The sequence below is a fragment of the Streptomyces sp. NPDC096323 genome, from assembly GCF_040302845.1.
Classification (GTDB): Bacteria; Actinomycetota; Actinomycetes; order Streptomycetales; family Streptomycetaceae; genus Streptomyces.
The window spans coordinates 260,201-285,785 of the sequence record NZ_JBEOSI010000001.1; the positions used below are offsets into that span (position 1 = coordinate 260,201).

Below are 25,585 nucleotides of genomic sequence, written 5' to 3' on the forward strand. Positions count from 1 at the left end.
GTGTGCGGGGTGGTCAGCCGTCGGTGAGACGGGCGATCACATGAAGCCGGTCGGCGTCCGTCGATCCGCCGGGGAGGTCGCCCTCGCGCCAGGGTGGTTCGGTACGGGGCCCGGGTCCGTCGTGGAGCGCGAGGACCTCGAATCCATGGGCGGTGAGCGCCCGGTGGAGTTCCTCGGGACGCAACAGGCGCCAGGCGGAGCGCTGTTCGACCGCGGGTGCTCCGTCGTCGGTGGTCCAGGTGCGGCTGCGGTGGAGCAGGCGGGCTGCCGGGTCCACGCGCAGCCGGGTGACGGAGCGGTGGACGGTGCCGCGATGGGTGAAGCTGTGGACGGCCGGGGCCGTGGGGATCGGGGCGCGGCGGAGGAAGTACGCGCCGTTGCGCATCTCCGCGACGAACAGCCCTCCGGGCGTCAGGGAGCGTCGGCAGGAGGTGAGGAAGCTGTCCAGTTCGGCGTCGGTCCGGCAGTACAGCAGCGCGCTGTCGAGGCACACGGCGGCGTCGAATCGCCGTGCTCCCAGGTCGAACTCCCGCAGATCGGCGCGGAGATACTCCGGGCCCGGGTGCTCCCGGGAGGCGTGCGCGAGCATCGCGCCGGAGAGGTCGGCACCGGTCACGGTGCGCCCCGCCGCATGGAGGTACGCGGCGTCGCGGCCGGTGCCGCAGCCGATGTCCAGGACGCGGGGACCGGAGCCGTACCGCCGGAGCGATTCCTCGGTCCAGCGTCCGGCGAGGCGTACGGGGTCGGGGAAGCGGGCCTCGTACAGTGCCGGGTGGTCGGTGAGCAGGTTGGCGTCGTCCACGGGGCTCTCCTCAGGCATGGGCGGACACCGGGGCGGGCCGGCCGGGCAGCGCCGCGCGGCGGTGGAGCCGGGCGATCGCCGTGGCCGAGACGAGGCCGAACGCCAGGCAGCAGGCCCAGGGCAGCCAGCCGGCGCCGATGCGCTGACCTGTGTCCATGGCCCAGCCGACAGCGGTGTTTCCGAGAGCGGCGGCGATCCCGGACAGGACGTAGAAGACGCCGAAGTAGGTGCCGGTGAGGCCGGGCCTGCCGAATTCGGGGATCAGCTCCATCACGAACGGCTGGGCGGCCATGAGGCCGGTCTGGAGCAGCAGAGCGCCCGTCAGCACCGGGATCGCCCGCAGCGCGGTCTGGACCGCGCCGGCGTCCGGCGGAGGGCCGGACGTCACCAGCATCGGCGGCACGAAGGCCGCGGCCATCAGGGCGAGGCCCGCTGCGATCCACTTCCCCCGGCTGCCCCGCCGCTTGAGAAGGCGGGTGATGCGCAGCTGGAACGCGAGCCCCGCGAGCGTCCCCACGAGGAACACCGCCCCCGCCGCCCCGTCCCAGCCGGTGGCCCGGCGTGCGCCGTCGGGGAGCAGCAGATACAGCTGGCTCTCCAGCGCGATCATGGAAACCATCGCGCAGGCGAAGGCCATGAAGGGCCGGTTGCCGGCCACTTCGCGCCAGTCGGCGAGCACACCGTTCGTGGGGGGTGCGACCCGGCCGGGCGGCAGCACCAGGGCCTGGGCGACGGTCAGCACGGCGAAGATCCCGGCCGCGGTGAGGGCGGCGGCCCGGAAGTCGACCAGGAGGAGGGCGCTGCCGAGGAGGGGGCCGATGAGGGCTCCGGTCGTCGCGAAGACGTTGAAGAGCGCGAACGCCTCCGCCTTGCGCTCCCCCGCCTCCTGGGCGAGGTGGGCACGGACGGCGGGGTTGAACAGGGCGCCCGCCAGTCCGCTGAGCACGGAGGCGGCGAGCAGGACCACGAGCCCGTCGCCGAGAGCGAAGAGGGCGAATCCGGCCGTCCGCAGGGCGCATCCGGCGATGATCACGCCGCGGGCTCCCAGCCGGTCGGACGCCGATCCCCCGAGGACGAACAGCCCCTGCTGGCTGAGGTTGCGCACCCCGAGAACGGTGCCGACGGCGGCGGCCGACATCCCGAGGTCGTCGCTGAGGTGCACGGCCAGATAGGGGATGAGCAGGTAGAAGCCGGTGTTGACCCCGAGTTGGTTGACCAGCAGGAGGCGCACGGCCGGGGGCAGGGCGCCTATCTCGCGCCAGGTGCTCATGACGGCACCCGTCCTTCGCGGGTACGTCCCCGAGCGGGGCCGCCGGCCGGGCCGGGCGACCGCGGCCCGTCGAACGGTGTGCGCGGGCGTACGCCCAGTCCCGGGTGGCTGCTCGCCCGCACGGTTCCGTCGGCGCCGCCGATCCCCGTCCAGGGGTCGTGGGCGAGCAGCAGGTGTCCGTCCAGGTCGGCCCACCGGGCGCGGTCGGCGAGGTGCACGGCCGGGGCGATGCCCAGCGAACTGGTGGTGAGGCAGCCGAGCATGAGGCCGGTGCCGCTGCCGTCGATCAGTCCGGCGATGCGCAGCGCGGCGCTCACGCCTCCGCACTTGGCGAGTTTGACGTTGATGCCGTGGACGCGGCCGGCGAGCCGCCGGGCGTCCTCGATGCCGACCGCGTCCTCGTCCGCGATCACGGGCAGGGGCGAGCGGGCGGCGAGCCGGGCCAGTGCCTCGGGGTCACCCGGGGCGACGGGCTGTTCGACGGCCTCTACGCCGAGTTCGGCGAAGCGCCCGAGCAGGGTGGGCGCCGCCGCGCTGCTCCAGCCGCCGTTGGGGTCGAGGAGCAGCCGCACCTGTGGGGCCGCCGCGCGCACGGCACGTACGCGTGCCACGTCGTCCTCCGGGTCGGGCGAGCCGGCCTTGATCTTGATGACCGTGAACCCTTCCCCGGCCAGCCGGGCGGCATGGGTCGCGGCGTGGCCGGGCGAGGTGATCCCGATGGTCCTGGCGGTCGCGACGACGGGTGCGGCGGCCGTGCCGAGGAGACGGTGCACCGGGGTGCCCGCGCGCTTGCCGACGAGGTCGAGCAGCGCCGCCTCGACTGCGGCCGTCACGGCCGGGGGTGTCCCGGGTGCGACCGGACCGCCGGCGCCTCCGGCCGTCTGATCGGACACGGCGGCCAGGGCCCGCTCCGGGTCCGCGAAGCGTGCGAGCGTACGGCCGCACCGGTCCAGCCAGTGCGTGACGGTCGCGGTGTCGAGGCTGTAGTACACGCTGGTCACGGTCTCGCCGTGGCCGTGCAGCCCCTCGTGCTCGATCGACAGCCGGACGGCATCGCGTGCCGTCGTGGTGGAGCGGGAGATCCGCAGCGGCTCGGCCAGCCGCAGCCGCACGGTGCGCCGGCTCACGTTCATCGGCCCTCCCCCGGTTCGTACGGCAGACGGACGGTGTACGGGCGGGCGTACGGCGGCGTGTTCCCCGCGGGCGCACGGGGCAGCGTCGCGCCCGCCGGCAGGCGGGACACCGGCAGCCGCGCGGGCCGGTGGTCCTCGCGCCGCCCGGCGACCGCGCGGCAGCGGGTCCAGCCGGTCGCCTCCGCGGCCTGCGGGTGGCGGATCTCCACCGGGCGGGTGGCCACCGCCTCCGCGCCGAGCCCGTGCAGCGCGTTGAATCCGTCGTCGAAGATGCTGCCGAGGTAGCGGTGCGGCCCGTCGGGGAAGACGGTCGCGACGACGGCCCCCGGGTGGACGCGGGCCGCCCAGGCCGCGACGAGTGCGACGGCGCCGGTGCTCCAGCCGCCGCTGACGAAGTTGTCCCTGGCCAGCCGCCGGCAGCTGTCCGCGGCCTCCGCCGGTCCGACCCAGTGGACCTCGTCGAACTGGTCGTGGGCCACATTGCGCGGATGGATGCTGCTGCCGAGTCCCCGCATCAGTCGGGGCCGGGCGGGCTGCCCGAAGATCGTCGAGCCGGTGGCGTCGACGCCGATCAGCCGGAGTCCGGGCCAGCGCCTGCGCAGCGGACCGACGACTCCCGCGCTGTGCCCGCCCGTTCCGACGCTGCAGACCAGGATGTCGACGTGGTCGAGGCGGCCGGCGATCTCGGCGGCGAGCGAGGCGTAACCGGCTGTGTTGTCGGGGTTGTTGTACTGGTCGGGCCAGTAGGCGCCCGGTAGTTCGCTGACGAGTTCCCGGAGCCTGGCCAGCCGGGCGGCCTGCCAGCCGCCCTCGGGGGCCGGGCGGCCGACGAGTTCCAGCCGGGCGCCGTGGGCGTGCAGGAGAGAACGCATCGACGGTTCGAGTTCGGTGTCGCCGACCAGCACGACCGGATGGCCGAGCGCCTGGCCCGCGAAGGCGAGGCCGATGCCGAGGGTGCCGGAGGTGGACTCCACCACCGGCGCGCCCGGACGCAGTTCGCCGCGCCGCTCGGCGCCCAGCAGCATGGACACGGCGGCGCGCGCCTTCATGCCGCCCACGGCGAAGCCCTCGAGTTTGGCCCAGAAGCCGGGGTGCGGGCAGGGCAGGTCGGCGGTGATACGGGCGAGCGGGGTGCGGCCGACGAGCCCGAGGAGTTCCCGGTTGCCGGCGGGGCGCAGAAGTGCGGTGGTCACCGGGCGCCTCCGTGGTGGCGAACGGTCTCCGGGCCGCCGTAGTGGTGCACGGTTCCGTGGCCGCCGTCGAGCCAGAAGAACGGGTACGGCTCCGCGGACACGGCGGTGACCCCGGCGCCGATGAGCCGGGGCAGCACCGCGCTGCCGGTCTGGGCGAACACGACCAGGGGTGTGCCGTATCGCAGGGCGCGCTCCCTCAGCGGCTCGAACGTCCCGTTGCCGAGGGTCATCCCGGACGCCAGGACCGCGTCCCAGTGCTCCGGCCCGGTGGGCACCTGGGTCCGTACCGGCTCGCCCCACTCCGTCGTACCGCCCTTGAGATCGCACGGTACGTAGGCGAGCCCGCGCTCACGCAGGGCCTCAAGCAGCGAGTTGACGACGCCGACGACGAGCACCGTGCCGCCCGGCGGGAGGTCGAGCAGGCCGACGACGGCGCGCGCCCGCGCCCGGGACTTCTCCAGGGAGCCGCCGGCCGGCAGCGGCCAGGGCCGGGCGCCGGTGGCGGGGCCGTGAGGGAGCACGTCCATCAGGTACGTGTCGAGCGCGGCGATCCGCACCGGGCGCAGCCGGTGGGCGAGCAGCGTGGCGACATCCGCGCCGACGCAGTCGTCGACGGCCTCGGCGGGCAGTTCCCCCGGCTCGACGGCGCAGGAGCCGACGGCCGCGCCGAGACGCAGGCTCAGCACCTCGTTGCGATATCCGCTTCCGCGCCCCGGGTGCCGTACGGACTGGCGGGTGGTGAACGCCATGGCGATGTGGCGTGTGCGCGGGTCGGGCCCGAAGTGTCCGGCCAGGACCCCCGCGACGAGGTCCTCGTACGAGGCCGCGACGGGGACGGTGCGTGCGGGCACGGTCATCGGTTCCCCACCTGCGGGCGCGATCGCGGTCATCCGTTCACCACCTGCGGGCGCGATCGCGGTCATCCGTTCACCACCTGGGGACGCAGCCGGGCGAGGTGCGCCTCGACGCCGGCTCGGGCGCCCGGCCCGCCCGCGTCGCCGGCCATGACGTGGCCCAGGTAGGCGTTGTTGCTGTTCGGCGCGCCGACGCGGGTGCCGGGTGCCGCGACGCTGAGTTCCAGGACGTCGGACGCCTCGCCCACCTCGTCGGCGCCGTCGACCCCTTCCAGCACTCCCCCGGCGGCGGGCAGGAGGAAGCCGATGGCCGCGCTGTGCAGGCCGGTCGGGCGGTGCCGCAGGTCCGGTTCGCGCCCGAGCGCCACGTTCACGCAGGCGGCGGCGAGGTCGATGCCGGTCACATGGCGGACCAGTTCGGTGATGCGGTTGCCGGCCGGACGGGGGTTGACCTCCACCACGCGCGGGCCGTCCGGCGTCAGCTTGATCTCGGTGTGCGCCACGACGGCGTCCAGGCCGAGCGCCTCGACGGCCCGCACGGCGGTTTCCCGCGCCGCGCGGTCGTCCTCCTCGGTGAGTGCCGCGGGGAACATGTGGCCGGTCTCCACGAAGGCCGGCGCGCCGCCGGTGCTCTTGTCCGTCACCCCGACCACCTCCGTACGGCCGGCGAACGTGACGGTCTCCACGCTGACTTCTGGCCCGTGGAGGAACTCTTCGAGCAGCACCACCGGCGCGCGGTCCTGGCCTCGCGCGTTGACGGGGAAGTCCATGAGCGCGCGGTGGGCCTCGGCGAGGCCCGCCTCGTCGTCGACCCGTCGGACGAACATTCCGGCGCACAGGTCCACGGGCTTGAGGACCAGCGGAAGTCCGATCTCCCCGGCGGCCCGCACGGCCTCCGCGTGATCTCCGCAGACGGCGAACCGCGGTCCCGGGACGCCCGCTTCGGCGAGGACCCGCCGCGTGACGTCCTTGCGGCAGGCGTTCTCCACGGCAGCGGGCGTGGGCCCCGGCAGGTTCAGCCGGGCGGCGATCGCGGCAGCCACCGGCAGGTAGTAGTCGCAGGACGTGATCACGCCGTCGAACCGCAGGGAGGCGTGGGCCCGCTCGGCGAACGGCAGCAGCAGTCCGGTGTCGTTGGTGTCCGCCGTCAGGATGTGCCGGGCCGTGAGGAGCGGGTGGGTTACGCCCTCCGGCGCGGCGCGCAGGTAGTGGTGCAGGTCGCGGGTGAGGAAGGTGAAGGCGTGGCCGCCCTCCCGGATCGCCCGTGGCAGAAGTCTGCTCATCGATCCGACCCAGCTCTCGACCATCAGCAGATGTGCCACGACTACCCCTCTTCGCCAAGCAGTTCAGGACCTGGGCAGGCGGCAGCACCCGTCCGGGGGCTCGCGCCTGACTCGCCACACGCTATCGACAATCGTTTTCATTGTCATCTAGCGAGCGGAACTCTTCGGGTCTCTTCGGGTCTCTTGTCGGAAGTCTGAGAGGGCATTTATTGAAGAAGGTGCCGAATTGCCGGGCGTCGCCCGCCGTATTGGTCCAGGAGCTCCGGTTCATGGCGGCGGAGTGGTCCCGGGCGGTTGCGACCCGGCGGGGCAAGGTGTTCATTCGAAGGAGGTGTCCGGGCGGCCGCCCGCTTCCCCCTGGGGGTGAATCCCGTGCTGTTCACCGATCGCGCCGACGCGGGGCAACGCTTGGCCGAGGCCCTCCGCCCGCTGGCGGCGGACGACCCCGTCGTGCTGGGGCTGCCGCGTGGCGGTGTGCCCGTCGCCTTCCACGTCGCCAGGGAACTCGGCGCCGCACTGGATGTGATCGTGGTGCGCAAGCTGGGCGTCCCCTACCACCCCGAGCTGGCCTTCGGTGCCATCGGCGAGGGCGGCGTACGGGTCATCAGCGATGACGTCGTGCGCCGCGGCGGGGTGTCCCAGACTGATGTCGCCTCGGTCGAGGGCGCCGAGGAGGCCGAACTGCGGCGGCGGGCGCGGGCGTTCCGGGGCGACCGGCCCCGCATCCCGCTGGCGGGACGTACGGTGATCGTCGTCGATGACGGCATCGCGACCGGCGCGACCGCCCTGGCCGCCTGCGAGGTCGCCCGGGCCCAGGGCGCGGCGCGAGTGGTGCTGGCCGTCCCGGTGGGGCCGCCGGACGCGGCCGATCGGCTGGGCTCACAGGTCGACGAGCTGGTGTGCCTGTCGAAGCCGTACGGATTCTCCGCGGTGGGCGAGTGGTACCGGGACTTCGGCCAGACCCCGGACGAGGAGGTCGTCTCGTTGCTCGCCCGGGCCGCGGCCCCGTCCCGGACCGCCACCGCTGCCCCCGTCGAGGTGAGGGTGGAGGCGGGCGGCGTGACCTTGCCGGGCGAGCTCACCGAGGCGGGGGACGGCGGCGCGCTGGTCGTGTTCGCGCACGGCTCCGGCAGCAGCCGGCACAGCCCCCGCAACCGTTCGGTGGCGGCGGCCCTGAACCGGGCGGGGCTCGGCACCCTGCTCTTCGACCTGCTCACCCCCGCCGAGGAGGCCGACCGCGCCAACGTCTTCGACATCGCGACCCTGGCGGACCGGCTGGTGGACGTCACCGCCTGGGTGCAGCGCCGCACGCCCGTCCCCGTGGGCCTGTTCGGTGCCAGCACCGGGGCCGCGGCGGCGCTCCGGGCGGCGGCCGCGGCCGCCGGCACGGAGGGCGGAGCGGGGATCGACGCCGTCGTCTCGCGGGGCGGCCGGCCGGACCTCGCGGGCGACTGCCTCGGTGACGTACGGGCGCCGACGCTGCTCATCGTGGGCGGCGACGACACCCAGGTCCTGGAGCTGAACCGGCAGGCCCAGGCCCGGCTGCGCTGTGAGAACCGGCTCGACGTCGTCGCCGGTGCCACGCACCTCTTCGAGGAGCCGGGTGCGCTGGACGAGGTCGCCGGGCTGGCCCAGGAGTGGTTCACCCGGCATCTGGCCACGCGGTCCGGCTGACCTGCTGCCGTACGCCGCCGCGCGAGCAAGGGCTCGATCCCGGGCGTGAGGTGCTCAACGGTGCATCGAGGCACCCTTGAGGATCTTGTCCACGGCGTTGCGGGGCCCGTGCACGGCCAGCCCGACCAGGTCCATCGCGTCCCGCCGCACCGCGCGGACGGCGGCCCGGTTGTCCCGGTCGTTGCCCGTCGCGAAGAGGTCGGATGTGAACACCGAGAGAGTCACGCCCCGGCCGACCGCCCGGGTGTGCGCCGTGGCCATCAGTTCCTTGGGCCCTTCGAAGACCATCACCGGCTGGCGGAACATCGGCAGGTACGGGGTGTCGTCGGCGTCGGCGTAGGGCTCTCCGATCAGCTCGGGCACGGCCGTGCCGAGCCCACTGACCAGGAAGGCCGTCACATTCAGCCGCTGCCAGGTCTCCAGGTCGTCCCGGAGCAGCACGGCGATCTTGGTGTCGAAGCGGACGGGGGCGGTTTCGTCTGTCATGGAACCGAGCCTGCCGGGCCGTGTGCCGCCCCGTCTTGTACGAACTTTGCACGGCGGCCTCCGGGACACGCGCCGAGCGGCCGGGCGTACGATCCCTTCATGGCTGCACGTCCGGACATCACCGCGTGGCGTCCGTCGGTGGCGGGAATCGAAGAGGTCTTCCACGCCCACTTCACCGACCACACCTACCCGATGCACACGCACGACGCCTGGACGCTGCTCCTCGTGGACGAGGGCATGGTCCGCTACGACCTGGACCGTCACGAGCACGGGGTACTCACCGACGTGGTGACCCTGCTGCCGCCGCACGTCCCGCACAACGGCGGCGCCGCCACGTCCGCGGGGTTCCGCAAGCGCGTCCTGTACCTCGATGTCGCCCAGGTCGACGAGGAACTCGTGGGCATGGCCGTCGACCGGCCGGTCCTGCGCGACCCGGCCCTGCGCCGCCGGATCGACCGCCTGCACACGGCGCTCGCCGGACCGGGCGACGAGCTGGAGGCGGCCAGCCGGCTCGCGCTGGTCGCCGAACGCCTCGACCAGCATCTGCGCAGCCGTCCGGAGCCCGTGCGGTACGTCCACGACCGCCGGATCGCGCACCGGCTGCGGGACCTGCTCGACGAGCTGTTCGTGGAGGGGATCACGCTCCAGGAGGCGGCGCTGCGGCTGCACGCGCATCACGCGCATCTGGTGCGGGCCTTCAGCCGGGAGTTCGGCATGGCACCGCACCAGTACGTGACGGGCCGCCGCGTCGATCTCGCCCGTCGGATGCTGCTCCAGGGGCTGCCGGCGTCCGAGGTGGCGAGCGCCGTGGGCTTCTACGACCAGTCCCATCTGACGCGCCACTTCAAGCGCGTCGTGGGCACGGGCCCGGGCCACTACGCCCGCGCCCGCGGACAAGTCCGGGCCCAGGGCCTTTCGTTCGGATCATGCCGGGCTCGCGGGGCCTGATCCAAACGAAAGGCCCTAGGCTCCGCGGCGTTCCAGGCAGCCCCGGACGAAGGCCGCCTGCCCGGCGTGCTGAAGGTCGTCCGAAAGGACGCTGATCAGCCGCACGCCCAGGGTGACGGGCGGCGACCATGCCTCGTCGACGACGCGGTCGAGGTCCTTGGCGTCGAGGCCCCGCACGAATGCGGCCGACCGGGCCTGCACCGCGTCGTGGTACCCGAGCAGCAGCTCCGTTGAGCCGACCTGGACGGCGCCGACCTGCTTGCTGCTGTGTCCGTAGCCGGTGGCGCCCTTGGCGACGGGCAGATCGAAGCGTGACGCCCAGTCCTCGGTGAACCAGACCTGTTCGGTCCCCGACGCGTCCGCGATGTGGTCGTCCTGGACGCGGGTCAGGTGCCAGACCAGCCAGGCGATCGAATTCGCCCCGTCGTCGAGGCGGGCGTTGAGGTCGTCCGGTTCGAGGCCCTCGACGGCCGCGTGCACCGTCTCCCCGATGCGGGCGTATCCCTCGGTCAGGATCTCTGCGACGTTCATGTCCTCAACCTTGGCCGCTTCCCCGCCCGCCTGCCGCCATCGACACGCCCCCGTGCACGGGGGCCGTTACGGCACGAGGCTGCCGGCCTCCGCGGGCCGCTGGGCACGCCTGCTCGCTCCGGCCGCCCGTGCGGCGCCGTTCAGGGAGCGCAGGGCCAGCAGCAGAAAGCCGATGTCGTCGAGGTAGACGGGGTCGGGCAGCAGGTCGACGGGCGAGACCGTGTAGATCACGGCGGCCCAGAACAGCGCCTTGTCGCGCAGCGGGATTCCGGCGGCTGCCAGCAGTTTCCTGGCCCGCAGCACCCGTACCAGGAGGACGCCTGCGACGCCCACGGTGAGCAGCACGAGAGCCGCGCCGATGACGATCCAAGCCGTGGTGTCCATGCTTCATGGTGTACCGGACGACCGGAGAAACACCAGGCGAGTGCGGCATCCGCCGCTGTGACGATGCCCTCGTCGCTATCCGGGGTGCTTGGCGCGCCTGCGCGAGCGGCGCTTCAGCGTGCGTCGCTCGTCCTCTGCCAGCCCACCCCACACGCCCGCGTCCTGGCCGTTCTCCAGCGCCCATCGCAGGCACTCCTGCCGCACGGGGCAGACCTGGCAGACAGCCTTGGCATCCTCCGTCTGCACCAGGGCGGGTCCGGTGCTGCCGATGGGGAAGAACAGATCGGGGTCCTCGTCGCGGCAGGCCGCCCGCATGCGCCAGTTCTCCATGGTGTCTCACTCTCCTGACGGTCGTTTTCGTCCGTTCGGCTCCGTACGCTGCGGGTGACCGCCTTCTGGCGTCCGAAACCCCTTGCGGCGCACCGGCCGCACCTGTCGAAGCTGCGGGGGTGGTGGATCCGGGGCGACCATGGGAGACAGCGGACCTGCGTCCGGGCGCGGTGACTGCATGGGAAGGATCATCTGTGGGCGGCACTGATGACATGCGGACCGGCCTGGGCGATGCCCGCCGCGAGGGGGTGCGCCGTTCCCCCGAGGGCGGTCTGCTGGACGTCCTGGGGGTGGGGGCGATGGTGCTCGACACCGAGGGCCGCGTCGTGCTGTGGAGCCCCCAGGCGGAGCAGCTGCTGGGGTACGCGCCCGAGGAGGCGCTGGGCCGCTTCGCCGCCCGGGTGCTCGTGGACGAGGATCACTTCGAGCTGGTGCTGAGGCTGTTCACCGAGGTGATGGACAGCGGCGAGGCATGGGCGGGTGTATTTCCGGTGCGGCACAAGGACGGCACCTCCCGGCTGCTGGAGTTCCGCAACATGAGGCTCCAGGACGACCGCGGCGACTACTACGCGCTGGGTCTGGCGGCGGACGGGGCGACGCTGCGTGAGGTCGAACGCGACCTCGCGCTGTCCGTGCGGCTGGTCGACCAGTCGCCGATCGGCCTGGCGGTCCTGGACGGCGATCTGCGCTACCTGGCCGCCAATCCCGCGCTGGAGCGGATGGACGGGCTCAGCGCTGACGGCCACCTGGGCCGCCGGGTCGAAGAAGCCCTGCCGTTCCTGGACTCCGAGACCATCGAGGCGGCGATGTACGAGGTCCTCGCCAGCGGTGTGCCGCAGGTGTCGCACGAGGTGGTGGGCCGGACCCCTGCCGATCCGGAGACCGACCGCGCCTGGAGGGTGTCGCTGTACCGGCTGGACGACTCCGGGGGCCGGGTGCTCGGGATCGCCGTGTCGCTGATCGACGTCACCGACCGTTATCGGGCGGCCGCCGAGGCGGAGCGTGCCAGGCACCGCCTGGCGGTGATCGCCGACGCCTCGGTGCGGATCGGCACGACGCTGGATCTGGAGCAGACGGCCCGGGAACTGGCCGAGGTCACCGTGCCCGAGCTCGCCGACGTCGCCGCCGTCGATGTGCTGGACAGCGTCCTGAAGGGGCGCCCCGGCCGGACCGAGGGGCCGCTCCTCATCCAAGCCCTGGCCGTCGTCGCCGCCCGGCCGAACCCCGTGGTCGAGGCGGCGGATCCGCCGGGTCACGCCGCGCAGTACGGCGTCGACCGGCTGATCACCCGCTGTGTGCGGACCGGCCGGCCGGTCCGGGAGCCGCACCTCGACGCGGAGATACTCTCGCGCATAGCCCGCGACAGCCGTTCGGCCGCGCTGCTCGCGGAGGCGGGCGCTCATTCCTATCTGGCGGTGCCGCTGATCGCGCGGGGTGAGGTTCTGGGTGCGATCGACCTGATCCGGACGGACAATCCGCTGCCGTTCACCGAGGACGACGAGGTGATGGCGTGCGAGCTCGCGGCCCGGGCCGCGGTCAGTATCGACAACGCGCGACTGTACCGGCAGCAGCGGGAGACCGCGCTCACCCTCCAGCGCAGCATGCTGCCGCGCAACCACCACGACCCGGTGGGTCTGGAGGTGGCGTCCCGCTACCAGCCGGCCGCCTCCCGTTACGAGGTCGGCGGGGACTGGTTCGACGTCATCCGGCTGCGGCACGGGCGGACCGCGCTGGTGGTGGGCGATGTGATGGGCAGCGGGATCAACGCGGCCATGACGATGGGGCGGCTGCGGACGGCCACCCAGACCCTGTCCAGGCTGGGCCTCCAGCCCGCCGAGGTGCTGGCTCACCTCGACGAGATCACCGCCGACCTGAACCCGCCCTTCGCCACCTGTGTGTATGCCGTGTACGACCCGGCGGCCGGGCAGTGCCGGGTGAGCACCGCCGGTCATCTGCCCCCGGTGCTGATTCCGCGGGACGGTGCGCCGCGGCTGCTGGATCTGCCGCCCGGGGCGCCGCTCGGGGTGGGCGGGGTGCCGTTCAGCGACGTCAGCGTTCCCTTCGGCCCCGGCGACCGGCTCGTGCTGTACACGGACGGCCTGGTGGAGACCCGGGACGACGACATCGACAGCCGGCTGGACGCCCTGCTCGCGCTGTTGCGCGAGCCGGACACGTCGCTGGAGGAGTCGTGCGACCGGCTGCTGCGCGAACTGCGGGACCCCCAGGACCATGACGATGTGGCCCTGCTCGTGGCCCGGGTGCCCACATGACGCCGGGGCGGTGACACGGGGTCCGTGTCACCGCCCCTCTGCGGCACCGCCCCTCCCGTGTCACCGCCCCGGCAGGCCGGTTCCGGTGGTCAGTACGTCAGTGCCTGCACCTGCGGTGCCGGCGGCAGCGGAGCGATGCAGTGACGGACCGGCGGGTGCCCGCGCTGAGGAAACCCAGGCCGATGCCGAACATCCAGGTGTCCTTGGCCAGCGCGATGCCGTTCTGGCTGGGGCGCAGACTGCCGTCCTCGCGCATCCCGGGTACCCGCAGATACAGGCCGATCAGCCCTCCGGAGAACCCGGTGAGGGCGAGTCCGGCGAGCCTGGTCGGGACGAAGGGGATGAGCAGGCTGCTGCCGACCGCGATCTCGGACCAGGCCAGCAGCCGGGTGAACCGGTCGGGCTCGAGCTTCTTGAGGAACGGGTAGGCCGTGCAGGCCATGCCGTGCAGGCCCTGCTGGGTCGCTTCGTCCGCCTTGAGCTTGCCGAGGCCGGAATTGAGGATGAACGCGCCGGTGGCGATGCGCGGCGGGAAGTCGCGCGGTTCGGGCAGCGGCAGCATGGGCGCCTCCATTTGTCAGGGTCGTAGGCCCCTCGTCGAGCATAGCCAGGGGGCTCCCCGCACGCGCGCAGAGTACGACCGCCCGGTGCCGCGGACGGCCTCGGCCATACTGATCGCGGCGGGAACGGAGAGGCGGCACAGTGGTCCAACGACAAACGGAATACGACGTCTTGGTGGTCGGCGGCAGCGGGGTGGACACGATCGTCCGCGTCGACGCCCTGCCGGTCCCGCTCGCGGACTCGGTGATGGTCGGCCCGATCGAGGAGTGGCCCGGTCACACCGGGGGCAATGTGGCTCTCGGCGCCCGGGCACTGGGGCTGGGCGTCGCGCTGCTCGACTGCATCGGCGACGACTGGACCGGTGCGCAGGTGCGTGAGCGGCTGGCCGAGGGCGATGTGGAGTTCCATCCGATGATCTCGGCTGCCGGCACCCGCCGTGCGGTGAACCTGGTCGACGCGACGGGCCGGCGGATGTCGTTCTACGACGCCCGCGATCCGGAGGATCTGCGGATGCCGCGGGACTTCTATCTCCCCCGGCTGCGGCGGGCCCGCCACGTCCATCTGTCCATCATGAACTTCACCCGCTTCCTGTACGACGACATCGAGGCCCTCGGTGTTCCGGTCTCCACCGATCTGCACGACTGGGACGGACGGGCCGACCACCAGCGGGAGTTCGCCCTCAGGTCCGATCTCGTGTTTTTCAGCGCGGCGGTGACCGGCGACCGCACGTCAGCGCTGATGCGGGAGATTCTGCGTGAGGGCCGCGCCACGACCGTCGTCGCCACGGCGGGCGCGGAGGGGTCCTACGTCCTCACCCGCGACGGCGGACCCGACCCGCGCCATGTCCCGGCGGCCGTGCCGCCCGCGCCGGTGGTGGACAGCAATGGCGCGGGCGACGCGTTCGTCACCGGTTTCCTGTACGGGAGGCTCGACGGCCGGGACGCCCTGGCGTCCGCCCGGCTGGGCGCGGTGGCGGGCGCCTTCGCCTGTACGGCACCGGGCTCCACCGCCATGATCGGCCGGGAGGCCCTGCTGGCGGCGGACGGCGGCGGTTCGTAGGCAGCACCACGCACGGACGCGCCCCGGCGGGCCGGGATGGCCGGCCCGCCGGGGCGCTCGCGTCGCGGGCGGGTGACCGCTGCTGCCCGCCTACTTCAGGTAGGGGCCCGCAGTGCCGATCATGCCCGGGCCGTTCAGCACGTAGACGCGCATGTTGCCCTTGCCCGGGGCTGCGACGGTGAGCTTTCCGTCGGTGACGACCCGCGTGTCGCCGGTGACGGCGTCCTTGTACGTGCCGTTGGGGATACCGGTGTACGAGGCTCCGCCGGTGACGGTGACGAGTGCGAAGCTGTCCGTCGTCCCGCTGGTATAGCGGCGCTTGTACGCCATCTGGCCGGTGATGCCCTCGGTGGAGTACTGGCCCATCTGCAGGGCGGGGACGGTCCGGCGGATCTCGTTGAGCCTCTGGACGTGCTTGACCAGGGGCTTGGCCAGTGTGTTGGCGACCTCACCACTGGCGGAGTCGACCTTGGAGAACTCCGAGGACGTGACGTTCCCCGCGAGGTGGTCGCCGTAGTAGGCCCGTCCGGTCGTGGCCAGCGGGCAGGTGGGGCCGCAGTCGATCTTCTTGCCGGCCTGGAACTCGATCTCCGATCCGTAGTAGAGGGTGGGGATGCCGCGGAAGGTCCACATCAGAGCCATGTTCTCGGCCCAGGCGTCGGCACCGCCCGTGTAGCGCTCACTGCTCTTGTTGGGGCCGTAGTCGTGGCTGTCGACGTAGACGACGTTGTAGGTGGCGTCGTTGGTCGAGTCGTCGGAGTCCTTGCCGTTGTTGTACGCGTTCGTGGCGTCCCCGAAGTTCATGTGCATGCGCATGTCGATGATGTTCATGCCGGAGAACTTGCTGTGGTCCGGTACGTGGTACGTGTTGCCGTTCAGGAACGCGTTGTCCGAGGCCGGCTGTGCGCCGGTGCCGAGCTGCTGCTCGTAGTCGTACATCTCCAGTGCGGCCTTGGCGTCGTCGGCGGCATACTCCTTGCGTTCCTTCCAGGTGAAGAACTGCGCGGAGTGGTTGACCGAGCCGCGGTTCCACTTGTCGTTGACGAATGCGCCGACCTCACCGAAAACCAGGAAGTTCTTCGCGGCCTCGGCGCCGAACCGCTGGGTGACGCGCTCCTGGATCGCGGGCAGGAAGCGGCGGTTCCAGGTGGTGCGCGGGATGTGGACGGCGGTGTCGATGCGGAAGCCGTCGACGCCCATGTCGATGTACTTGTTGTACGCGCCGATCAGGTAGTTCTGGACCGGTGCGGACTCGGTGTTGAAGTCGGCGAGGTCGTCGTGCAGCCAGCACGAGCGGGAGTCCTCGCCCTCCCAGTTCCCCAGCCAGCAGTTGTGGTAGTACTCCTTCGGGAACATGCCCGATGTGGGGTTGGGCCACTGGCAGTTGTAGATCTTGTAGCCCTCGGGCGAGGCGGCCCCCGTCGCCTTGCCCCAGTTGAGGCACGTGTTGCCCGCGGGCTCGGCCGTGGACCACAGGTCTCCGTTGTAGTACGACTTGCCGCTCTTGGGGTCGACGGTCAGTCCGTCGTACTCGAAGCCCTCGTTCTTCTCGTCGTAGTACCAGCTCCACTGGCTGTCCCGGACGCCGTAGACGGTCGGGGTGAACAGGCCCTTGGCGCCCCAGCGCGAGGAGTGGTTGTAGACGACGTCCTGGTAGATCTTCACACCCTTGGCGTGGGCCGCGTTGATCAGGTCCTGGTACGAGGCTCCGGCGGACTCCAGACGCGGGTCGACCTTGTAGAAGTCGTAGCCGTGATAGCCGTGGTAGTCGTAGTCGGACCTGTTCAGGACGACCGGGGTGATCCAGATGGCCGAGAAGCCGAGTCCCTTGATGTAGTCGAGCTTGTTGACCAGACCCTTGAAGTCACCCCGGAACATGGGGTCGTTGCCGGCGGCGTTGCCCGACTTCACGTCCTGGCTGCCGCCGCGGTTGTTGCTCGCGTCCCCGTCGTTGAAGCGGGCGGTCAGCACGAAGTAGATCGGGTCCTTGCGCGGATCGGTGCCCAGCGGCTTTCCCTGGGCGGCCGTCGGTGGCTTGACCCCGGTGGTCGTCCGCGCGGCGGTGGAGGCCGCGGAGGTGTTGCCCGCCGCGTCGACCGCCTTGACGGTGTAGGTGTAGGCGGTGTTCTCCTCCAGGTCCGACTCGGAGAGCACCGTCGAGCTCACGTCGGTGACGGCACTGCCCTTGGTGCCTCCGGTCCTGGTGACCTGATACTTGGTCACCTTCTTGTTGTCGGAGGAGGGTTCCCAGGTAAGGACGACGGCTACCCCGTCGGCCTTGGCCGTCACCGCGGTGGGCACGGTCGGCGCCTCGGTGTCCGGCGGCTCGGCGACGCACGGGTCCTTGGCGTCCTTGACGACCACACGGTCCTTCACGGTGCTGAGGCCGGTGGAGAGCGTGTAGTTGCCCCCGTTGTTGTTGTCCCAGACGCCGTTGCCGTTGTTGAACACGGCCTGCATCGAGGTGGCGGCGCCGAGGTCGACCGTCTTCCTCACCCAGCCGGTGCAGGCGGCCTCCATGCCGATCCCTGGCACCGTGGTCCAGGCGCCGCCCGAGGGCTGGTAGTGCAGATTGGTGGTGGTCCAGCCGACGGTGGCGGTCGAGTAGTAGACCGACGCGGTGTGTGCGCCGCCGTCGGACGGGCTCGGGTCGGGGTCCGGGCCGGTTCCTTCGCACGGGTCGCTGTGGGCCACCACCCCGTCCTTGACCGTGACGTTTCCGCTGCCCAGGGCATAGTTGTTGCCGGCGTTGTTGTCCCACACGCCGGAGCCGTTGTTGAAGGTGGCCCGCAGCCCCTGCGCGGTCCCGAGAGAAACGGTCGTCTTGACCCAGTCGGTGCAGGCGGCCTCCATCGCGACACCGGGTACGGATGTCCAGGAGCCGCCGTCAGGCGCGTAATGCAGGTTGTAGGCGGTCCAGTTCTTCGTCTTGGTGTAGTAGAAGACGGTGGTGGAGGTCTCGGACGCGGCCACCGGCTTCGCGTCCAGTTCGGGCGTACCGGGCAGCACGGTGAACAGACCGAGTGCCGCGGCCGCGGCCGTGGCTGCGGCGAGAGGGCGTCTCAGAAGCCTGTGAGGGGTGCGTTTCATCGGTGTCTCCAGGGAAGGGCCACGGCGACGGTGAAGCCGTGGCGTCCAGGACGCAGGAGTCGGGGACCTGCGTCCGTCCCGCCGGAAACCCTGACGCGCCTCAAGGCTCTGACGATGGGGATGGTTCCGACTGAAAAGACAGCCGGAATGTTGCTGCAATACCTTGCAGTCGGAAGTTACCGGCGCATGACAAGGCAGTAAAGGGGTCCGACGCCACTCGTCACCCCCGCCTCGAACGGAATGACTCGTTCCGCACGGACAGTCGCCCTCTCGCCCGCGCCCGGCGCAGCGCCGCCGTTCAGAGACGTACGGTCAACTGCGCCTGCACATGCGCGCGCAGCACGCCCGCCATGTCCGTCGCGCAGCCGCTGAGGAGCCATTGCGTCTGGAGTCCGTCCATGAGCGCGATCAGCTGCTGCGCCGCCGCGTCGGGGGCGATCCCGTCCCGAAGGGCTCCCGCGTCCCGGGCCTCGGTGTAGGAGACAGCGGTGTTCAGAACCAGGTTGCGGTACCGCTCGACGAAATAGGCGTGAGCCGGGTGCTCGGCAGAGGTGGCCTCGGCGGCGAGCACGGAGAACAGTTCGACGATGCCCCGCCGTTCGGCGTTCAGCACGGCAAGGTCGACCAGCCGGCGCAGACAGTCCACGCCCCTGGGCTCACCGACGGAGAACCACTCCCCGTCCACCTCGTCGCGGTGTTCGAGAACCGCGAGCAGCAGCAACCCCTTCGTGGGGAAATGGTGCAGCAGACCCGGATGCGAGATGCCGCAGCGGGTCGCGATCACACGCAGCGAGGCACCCCGATAGCCGACCTCGCCGAACAGGGCCATCGCCTGGTCGAGGATCTCCACGCGCTTGGCGCGGCCCTTCGCATAGCCACGACGCGGCTCACCCGTCACTCGCCACTCTCCCGGTCGGGTCGGACGGCACCCCTGCGTGCCGTCGCACACTCACATACTTACCAGGCGGTCGGGATTCGGCGTACGGTGGGCCCAGCGGCTGAGTCGTGCCCTGCCGCGCCATCCCGCCGACGCTGTGAAAGGAACCTCCGTGGGCTCCTCCCTGCCTTATCTCGACCCCGCCCTCTCCGTCCCCGAGCGCGTCGCCGACCTGGTCGGCCGGATGACGCTGCCGGAGAAGGTCGGTCAGATGCTTCAGCTGAACGCGAAGGACGGCGTCCGGCACCTCATCGAGGACCTGCACGCGGGATCGATCCTCCATGCCTCCCCCGACCGGGTGCTGGAGGCCGCCGCGCTCACCGAGGAAACCCGGCTGCGGATCCCCCTGCTGGTGGCGGAGGACTGCATCCACGGTCACTCGTTCTGGGAGGGCGCCACGATCTACCCCACCCAGCTCGGCATGGCGGCGACGTGGGATCCGGAGCTCGTGGAACGGATCGCCCGCGCGACGGCCGTCGAGGTGGCCGCGACCGGGGTCCACTGGACGTTCTCCCCGGTCCTGTGCATCACCCGGGACCTGCGCTGGGGCCGCGTGAGCGAGACCTTCGGGGAGGACCCGTTCCTCATCGGCGAGCTCGCCTCGGCGATGGTGCGCGGTTATCAGGGCGACGGGCTGGACGACCCGACGGCGATCCTCGCGTGCGCCAAGCATTTCGCGGGGTACTCCGAGACCCAGGGCGGCCGGGACGCCAGTGAGGCCGACATCTCGCGGCGCAAGCTGCGCTCGTGGTTCCTGCCGCCGTTCGAGCGGGTCGCCCGCGAGGGCTGCCGGACGTTCATGCTCGGCTACCAGTCCATGGACGGGGTACCGATCACGGTCAACAACTGGCTGTTGAACGAGGTGCTGCGGGGCGAGTGGGGCTACACCGGCACGCTGGTGACCGACTGGGACAACGTCGGCCGCATGGTGTGGGAGCAGCATGTGTACGCCGACGACACGCAGGCGGCCGCCGCCGCGGTCCGGGCGGGCAACGACATGGTGATGACGACGCCGGCGTTCTTCGACGGTGCGCAGGAGGCGGTCACCGCCGGCACCCTCGACGAGGCGGAGATCGACGCGGCGGTCCGGCGCATCCTCACGCTCAAGTTCGAACTGGGCCTGTTCGAGAATCCGCGCCACCCCGACCGCGAGCGCCAGGCGGCGGTCATCGGGGGCGCGGACCACGCCGCCCTGAACCTCGAGGCGGCCCGCCGTTCGCTGGTGCTGCTGGCCAACGACGGCACGCTGCCGCTGGCCGGCGGGTTCGGGGCCGGTCCCGGCGGCCGCGCGGTCGCGGACGCCGGGTCGGCGCCGCGTACGGTCGCCGTGATCGGGCCGAACGCCGACGACGCGCAGACACAGCTCGGCGACTGGGCGGGCTCGTCGGGTCAGGCGGACTGGCTGCCGGACGGGCATCCGCGGGCCATGATCCGTACCGTGCTGGACGGGTTCCGTGAGCATGTGCCGGACAGCTGGAGCGTCACGCACGCCCGGGGCGCCGACATCCTGACCGTGGGTCCGGACCCCGAGGGCGCGTTCTTCCCCGACGGGCAGCCGCGCCCGGAGATCGTCGTCCCGGCGGAGCCCTCCCCGGCCATGATCGCCGAGGCGGTCGCCGCGGCAGAGGCGGCCGACTACGTCGTCGCGGTCGTGGGTGACCGGATCGAGCTGGTCGGCGAGGGCCGCTCGACGGCGACCCTGGAGCTGATCGGCGGTCAGGTCGCACTGCTCGACGCGCTCGCGGCGACGGGCAAGCCGCTCGTCGTGGTCGTCATCAGCTCCAAGCCGCTCGTCCTGCCGCCGTCCGCCGACCGTGCCGCGGCGATCGTGCACGCCTTCAACCCGGGGATGTGCGGCGGCCGGGCCGTCGCCGAACTCGCGCTCGGCCTGATCGAGCCGTCCGGGCGGCTGCCCGTCTCCTTCGCCCGTCACGCGGGTCAGCAGCCGACGTACTACAACCAGGTGCGCGGCCAACACGGCTCGCGCTACGCCGACCTGACTCAGCGTCCGGCCTTCGTCTTCGGCGAGGGCCTCAGCTACACGACGGTCTCGTACACGGATCTGGAGGTGCTCACCGATGTCCTCGGCGCGGGTGACACGCTGCGGGCGCGGGTCACCGTCCGCAACACCGGTGAGCGTTCCGTGCGGGAGACGGTGCAGGCGTACGTCAGTGACACGGTGACCTCCGTGACCTGGGCGGAGAAGGAGCTCAAGGCCTACCGCCAGGTGCTGCTGGCCCCCGGCGAGTCGCGTGAGGTCTCCATCGAGCTGCCGGTCGCCGACTGCAGCCTCGTGGACGCCGACGGCAGGCGGATCGTCGAGCCGGGTGCGTTCCAGCTGCTCGTCGGGCCGTCCTCGCGCGACGACGTCCTGCTGCGGGCGGGGTTCAGGGTCAAGGGGTAGTGCTTCTCGTCCGGGCCGGGCCGAGGTAGCCCAACGGGTGCCGGGCAACGGCCCGGCGGCATGTCGCACGGGCGCACCGCGACATGCCGCCTACTGTCACCGGCACGGAACCCGAGAACGGGTGACGTCGCGGTGTCGGCGCGGTGCGGCCGCCCCGGCGGCCGCCCTCCCTCTCGATGACGACGTCACCGCTCATGACGGAGTACGGGGAGTGGCATGCCGGACGTACAGCAGCGTCGATCACCGGGCGTGGCCCGCTTCGTGTGCGGACGGCGCACCAAATGGCTGATCGTGGCCTTGTGGCTGATCGTCTTCGTCGTCGCGGCGCCGCTCGCCCAGAAGCTCACCGACGCGCAGGACAACGACGCCACGTCCTGGCTGCCGAGCAGCGCGGAGTCCACGCAGGTCCTGGAGAGCTCGAAGGACTTCCGGCCCGAGATCATCACGGCCATCGTGGTGTACGCCCGTGACGCCGGGCTGACCGGGGCGGACCGCTCCCGGATCGTCGAGGACACCGGACAGTTGCACGGGCTGGACGCGCACGGCGTGCGGGGCACGGAGACCCGGGGCCCGGTCTACGACAGGAAGGCCGCGCCCCGGGCCGCGCAGGTCTTCGTGCCCATCACGATGGGCGAAGAGGGCTGGGAACAGATCGGCCCCGCGGTCGACGACATCAGAGAAATCGTGGGCAGGAGCGGCGGCGGCCTCGCCGTGCACGTCACCGGTCCCGGCGGCGTCACGGCCGACTCCGCGGAGGCCTTCTCCGGCATCGATTCCACCCTGCTGGTCGCCGCACTGGCGGTGGTGGTCGTGATGCTGCTGATCACCTACCGCAGCCCCACCCTTCTGTTGCTGCCCGTGATCGCGGTCGTGGCCGCGCTCTTCAGCGCGCAGGCGGTGATCTATCTGCTCGCCGCGCACGCGGGCCTGACCGTGAACGGACAGAGCGCGGGCATCCTCACGGTGCTGGTGTTCGGCGCGGGCACGGACTACGCCCTGCTGCTCGTGGCCCGATACCGGGAAGAGCTCCGCCGGCACGAGGACCGGCACGAGGCGATGGCCCGGGCACTCCACCGGGCCGGTCCCGCGGTGCTGGCGAGCAGCGGCACGGTGGTGCTCGGCATGCTGGTCCTGCTGGTCGCGGAGATGAACTCGACCCGGGGCCTCGGACCTGTGGCCGCGATCGGGGTGGCCGTCGCCCTGATCTCCATGCTCACCCTTCTGCCCGCCCTGCTGGTGATCTTCGGCCGGTGGGTCTTCTGGCCGGTCGTCCCGCACTTCGGCTCCGCCGAGCCGACCGAGCGCGGGTTCTGGGCACGGATGGGCCGGCGGCAGGCACGCAGGCCGCGCACGATCTGGGTCGTCACCGCGGTGGTGCTGGCCTGCTTCTCCCTGGGGCTGACGCAACTGGAGGCCTCCGGCCTCAGCAACGCCGACTCGTTCACCGGCAAGCCGGATTCGATCACCGGCCAGGAGGTCCAGGACCGGTACTTCCCCGCGGGCAGCGGCGATCCCCTGGTGATCGTCGCCGCGGCCGGCCGCGGCCCCGCGGTACGGGCGGCGGTGGCCACGACCCGGGGTGTGGTGCCCGGATCCGTCGGTACGCCGCCCGGGGCCCGGCCGGAGGCGAACGGGCAGGTCATCCTCGAGGCGACGATGACCGACCCTGGGGACAGCGACGCGGCCGAGAAGACGGTGGAGCGGGTACGCGACGCAGTACACGCGGTGCCGGGCGCGGATGCACAGGTGGGCGGCAGCACTGCGGCCCTGCTCGACATGGACGCCGCGACCAGGCACGACAACCTGCTGATCATTCCGCTGGTGCTCCTGGTGGTGCTGATCATCCTGGGGCTGCTGCTGCGGGCGGTGGTGGCACCCGTGGTACTGGTCGCGACGGTGGTGCTGTCGTTCGCCGCCGCGCTCGGCATCAGCGCGCTGGCGTTCCGGCACGTCTTCGACTACGCGGGTGAGTCGACGGACTTCCCGCTCTTCGTCTTCGTGTTCCTGGTGGCCCTCGGCATCGACTACAACATCTTCCTCTCGACGAGGATCCGCGAGGAGGCGGCGCTCCAGGGCACCCGGGCAGGTGTGGTGGCGGGTCTCGCGGCCACCGGCGCGGTGATCACGTCGGCCGGCCTGGTGCTCGCCGGCACGTTCGCGGCACTCGGCACCCTGCCGGTCGTGGTCTTCGCGGAGATCGGATTCGCTGTGGCCCTGGGCGTGCTGCTGGACACCTTCGTCGTGCGTTCGGTGCTGGTGACCTCGCTGTTCCTCGACATCGGGCCGCGGGTGTGGTGGCCGAGCCGGCTGACCCGCGAGGAAGGTGCGACGGTGCGGGAGGGCGGGGCGGCGCCGAAGGCGTAACCGGGTCACCGCTCCGGCCGGGGGCCTTCGCGGGCATCACCCCTGGGCGGCCGCGCGGCCGGATCCGGGTGCGACGCACCGGCCGCGCTCGTCTCCGCCGCCGGCCCGTCGTCCGCCGTCCCCGCACCGGGCATCGCACCGTTTCCGCGCAGTCGCTCCAGGTCCGAGGGGCGCACCTGGATGATGATCAGGGCGATCAGGGCGGCGACGACCGCGAAGACCGCGGCGACGATGAAGGCGTTGGAGACGCCGGACGCGAGGACCTGGTCGCCCCACTGCCCCGGAAGCTCTCCGGTCCTGCGGAACTCCGCCAGTTGTGCCGGTGTGGCGTCCGCCAGGAACTTCGGTACCTGGTCGGTCGCCTCGTTGCGGCTGGCCGTACCGAAGACGGTGACGAGGATGGACAGGCCGAGCGAGCCGCCCACCTGCTGCGTCGTGTTGAGGATGCCGGATGCCGCACCGGCCTCCTTCGGCTCCACGCCCGAAACGGCCATCAGCGTCAACGACACGAACTGCAGTCCCATGCCGAGGCCGAACACCAGTATCGGGCCCAGGAGACTGCCCAGGTACGAACTGTGCACATCGGTCTGCGTCAGCCAGCCCAGGCCCACGGCGGCCAGGAGGGCGCCCGTCACCATGAACGGCTTCGGACCCCACTTGGGCAGCAGTTGGGAGGCGATGCCGGCGCCGATCGCGATGATCACGCTGACCGGCAGGAAGGCGAGACCCGCCTTCAACGGGCTGAAGTCCAGGATGTTCTGGACGAACAGGGTCAGGAAGAAGAACATGCCGAACATCGCCGCGGCCAGGCTCAGCATCATTCCGTAGGTGCCGGCGCGGTTGCGGTCGCGGAACATCCACAGAGGCGTGATCGGCTGCCGGGACCGGCTCTCGACCGAGATGAACAGGGCGAGCAGCACCACGGCCGCGGCGAAGGCGGCCATGGTGAGGACGTCGCTCCAGCCCTCTTCGGACGCGCGGATGAAGCCGTAGACGAGGCACACCATACCGAGCGTCGCGGTGAGCGCGCCGATGAAGTCGAAGTGGCCGGGATGGCGTTCGGATTCCCGGATGTAGCGGGGCGTGGCCAGCACGATCAGCAGACCGATGGGGATGTTGACGAAGAAGATCCACCGCCAGTCGAGCCACTCCACCAGCACTCCGCCCGCCAGCAGCCCGATGGCGCTGCCACCTGCCGACACCGCCGCGAACACGCCGAACGCCCTGTTGCGTGCAGGCCCTTCGCGGAAGGTCGTGGTGATGAGCGACAGAGCGGTCGGCGAGGCGATCGCACCACCGACACCCTGGAGGGAACGGGCGGCGAGCAGTTGCCACGATTCCTGGGAGAGGCCGCCGAGCAGGGAAGCGAAGACGAACAAAGCGACGCCGAACATGAAGACCCGGCGCCGGCCGAGAATGTCCCCCAGCCGCCCGCCCAGCAGGAGCAGTCCGCCGAAGGTCAGGGTGTAGGCGTTGATCACCCACGACAGGTTCTCGGTGGAGAAGCCCAGTGAAGTCTGGATGTGCGGAAGGGCGATGTTCACGATGGTGATGTCGAGGACCACCATCAACTGGCAGGAGCAGATGACGAGTAGGGCGATCCCGCTGCCTCGTCCCTTCTTCGGGGAGTCGGCAGCCTGGTGGGGTGTCGCGTGGGAGCCCGTCATCGGTTTGCTCGCGCTCGCGCCGTTGGACAACGCGAGCCATCGTGCACTCGATCCGTCAGTGAACGCGGTCGTTCACTCCACCGACGTTAGCTCCGCCCGCCGGGAGCCGCCAATCGGGCGACGCGGCGCGGGTCCGGGGCCTTGAGACCCATGGGCCTTGCCGGGTGCTGCGACACGGGGACGGTCGCGACGTTACGGCGGCGTGAATTCGTCGCCGGGCTCGCGCCCGGTGCCGGGGCGGGGCGTGCGGGGCTTCGGCGACCACAGGAGAAGCCGCAGCTCAGTGGCGTTTTCGCGGGGGCGGTACGGAGGTGGTGCGGGCGCCGCGCAAGGGCCGGTCAAACC

At 71.6% G+C, this 25,585-nt stretch carries 20 protein-coding genes; 6 read left to right on the plus strand and 14 right to left on the minus strand.

Features of this window, described 5'->3' with window-relative positions:
- Window positions 1–13: 13 nt before the first annotated feature.
- The 6 genes from ABTX18_RS01095 to ABTX18_RS01120 form a co-directional block, all read right to left on the minus strand.
- Window positions 14–802: a class I SAM-dependent DNA methyltransferase gene (locus tag ABTX18_RS01095; protein WP_352120614.1), complete on the minus strand. Its 789-nt coding sequence runs from the start codon at window positions 800–802 to the stop codon at window positions 14–16.
- Between the two features lie 10 nt (window positions 803–812).
- The gene (locus ABTX18_RS01100; protein ID WP_352120615.1) at window positions 813–2,072 is read right to left on the minus strand and encodes an MFS transporter; all 1,260 of its coding nucleotides are present in this window, start codon (window positions 2,070–2,072) and stop codon (window positions 813–815) included.
- Entirely contained in the window at window positions 2,069–3,205 is a 1,137-nt protein-coding gene (locus ABTX18_RS01105) for an enolase C-terminal domain-like protein (protein WP_352120616.1), read from the minus strand. The genes ABTX18_RS01100 and ABTX18_RS01105 overlap by 4 nt, the downstream gene beginning before the upstream one ends.
- Entirely contained in the window at window positions 3,202–4,398 is a 1,197-nt protein-coding gene (locus tag ABTX18_RS01110) for a PLP-dependent cysteine synthase family protein (RefSeq protein WP_352120617.1), read from the minus strand. The genes ABTX18_RS01105 and ABTX18_RS01110 overlap by 4 nt, the downstream gene beginning before the upstream one ends.
- Window positions 4,395–5,255 carry a hypothetical protein gene (locus tag ABTX18_RS01115; protein ID WP_352120618.1) on the minus strand — a complete coding sequence of 287 codons (861 nt, stop codon included), beginning with the start codon at window positions 5,253–5,255 and terminating at the stop codon, window positions 4,395–4,397. The genes ABTX18_RS01110 and ABTX18_RS01115 overlap by 4 nt, the downstream gene beginning before the upstream one ends.
- Window positions 5,256–5,317: 62 nt before the next feature.
- A complete protein-coding gene (locus ABTX18_RS01120; RefSeq protein WP_352120619.1) occupies window positions 5,318–6,574 on the minus strand; it encodes an ATP-grasp domain-containing protein in 1,257 nt (418 codons plus the stop codon).
- A gap of 333 nt (window positions 6,575–6,907) precedes the next feature.
- Here ABTX18_RS01120 and ABTX18_RS01125 point away from each other — a divergent pair, with 333 nt between their 5' ends.
- Window positions 6,908–8,209, plus strand: a complete 1,302-nt coding sequence (locus tag ABTX18_RS01125) for a phosphoribosyltransferase family protein (RefSeq protein WP_352120620.1) — start codon at window positions 6,908–6,910, stop codon at window positions 8,207–8,209.
- A gap of 54 nt (window positions 8,210–8,263) precedes the next feature.
- On the opposite strand, the gene ABTX18_RS01130 is transcribed toward ABTX18_RS01125, so the two are convergent.
- Window positions 8,264–8,695 (minus strand): DUF2000 family protein, encoded by a 432-nt coding sequence (locus ABTX18_RS01130; protein ID WP_352120621.1) that lies wholly within the window; start codon window positions 8,693–8,695, stop codon window positions 8,264–8,266.
- A gap of 99 nt (window positions 8,696–8,794) precedes the next feature.
- Here ABTX18_RS01130 and ABTX18_RS01135 point away from each other — a divergent pair, with 99 nt between their 5' ends.
- Window positions 8,795–9,643, plus strand: a complete 849-nt coding sequence (locus ABTX18_RS01135; protein WP_352120622.1) for a helix-turn-helix transcriptional regulator — start codon at window positions 8,795–8,797, stop codon at window positions 9,641–9,643.
- Between the two features lie 15 nt (window positions 9,644–9,658).
- Here the strand turns inward: ABTX18_RS01135 and ABTX18_RS01140 are convergent, their stop codons facing one another.
- The 3 genes from ABTX18_RS01140 to ABTX18_RS01150 all read right to left on the minus strand — a co-directional run bounded on the left by ABTX18_RS01140 (window position 9,659) and on the right by ABTX18_RS01150 (window position 10,888).
- The gene (locus tag ABTX18_RS01140; RefSeq protein ID WP_352120623.1) at window positions 9,659–10,174 is read right to left on the minus strand and encodes a mycothiol transferase; all 516 of its coding nucleotides are present in this window, start codon (window positions 10,172–10,174) and stop codon (window positions 9,659–9,661) included.
- Window positions 10,175–10,240: 66 nt separating this feature from the next.
- Complete coding sequence (locus tag ABTX18_RS01145) at window positions 10,241–10,558, minus strand: YkvA family protein (RefSeq protein ID WP_352120624.1); 318 nt, start codon at window positions 10,556–10,558, stop codon at window positions 10,241–10,243.
- 75 nt (window positions 10,559–10,633) lie between these two features.
- Window positions 10,634–10,888 carry a WhiB family transcriptional regulator gene (locus tag ABTX18_RS01150; protein ID WP_352120625.1) on the minus strand — a complete coding sequence of 85 codons (255 nt, stop codon included), beginning with the start codon at window positions 10,886–10,888 and terminating at the stop codon, window positions 10,634–10,636.
- Between the two features lie 212 nt (window positions 10,889–11,100).
- Between ABTX18_RS01150 and ABTX18_RS01155 the strand changes: the two genes are divergently transcribed.
- Window positions 11,101–13,158 (plus strand): SpoIIE family protein phosphatase, encoded by a 2,058-nt coding sequence (locus ABTX18_RS01155; RefSeq protein WP_352121141.1) that lies wholly within the window; start codon window positions 11,101–11,103, stop codon window positions 13,156–13,158.
- 97 nt (window positions 13,159–13,255) lie between these two features.
- Here the strand turns inward: ABTX18_RS01155 and ABTX18_RS01160 are convergent, their stop codons facing one another.
- Complete coding sequence (locus ABTX18_RS01160) at window positions 13,256–13,720, minus strand: hypothetical protein (protein ID WP_352120626.1); 465 nt, start codon at window positions 13,718–13,720, stop codon at window positions 13,256–13,258.
- 140 nt (window positions 13,721–13,860) lie between these two features.
- Between ABTX18_RS01160 and ABTX18_RS01165 the strand changes: the two genes are divergently transcribed.
- On the plus strand, window positions 13,861–14,778 hold the full coding sequence (locus ABTX18_RS01165; protein ID WP_352120627.1) for a carbohydrate kinase family protein: 918 nt from the start codon (window positions 13,861–13,863) through the stop codon (window positions 14,776–14,778).
- A 90-nt stretch (window positions 14,779–14,868) separates the two neighbouring features.
- On the opposite strand, the gene ABTX18_RS01170 is transcribed toward ABTX18_RS01165, so the two are convergent.
- The gene (locus ABTX18_RS01170) at window positions 14,869–17,868 is read right to left on the minus strand and encodes a carbohydrate binding domain-containing protein (RefSeq protein WP_352120628.1); all 3,000 of its coding nucleotides are present in this window, start codon (window positions 17,866–17,868) and stop codon (window positions 14,869–14,871) included.
- A gap of 298 nt (window positions 17,869–18,166) precedes the next feature.
- Window positions 18,167–18,766, minus strand: a complete 600-nt coding sequence (locus ABTX18_RS01175) for a TetR/AcrR family transcriptional regulator (RefSeq protein ID WP_352120629.1) — start codon at window positions 18,764–18,766, stop codon at window positions 18,167–18,169.
- 151 nt (window positions 18,767–18,917) lie between these two features.
- On the opposite strand from ABTX18_RS01175, the gene ABTX18_RS01180 reads away from it, so the two are divergent.
- Window positions 18,918–21,209 (plus strand): exo-beta-d-1,3/1,6-glucosidase, encoded by a 2,292-nt coding sequence (locus ABTX18_RS01180; protein WP_352120630.1) that lies wholly within the window; start codon window positions 18,918–18,920, stop codon window positions 21,207–21,209.
- Between the two features lie 216 nt (window positions 21,210–21,425).
- Window positions 21,426–23,573, plus strand: a complete 2,148-nt coding sequence (locus ABTX18_RS01185) for an MMPL family transporter (RefSeq protein ID WP_352120631.1) — start codon at window positions 21,426–21,428, stop codon at window positions 23,571–23,573.
- Window positions 23,574–23,578: 5 nt separating this feature from the next.
- Here the strand turns inward: ABTX18_RS01185 and ABTX18_RS01190 are convergent, their stop codons facing one another.
- Complete coding sequence (locus ABTX18_RS01190; protein ID WP_352121142.1) at window positions 23,579–25,240, minus strand: MFS transporter; 1,662 nt, start codon at window positions 25,238–25,240, stop codon at window positions 23,579–23,581.
- Between the last annotated feature and the right edge of the window lie 345 nt (window positions 25,241–25,585).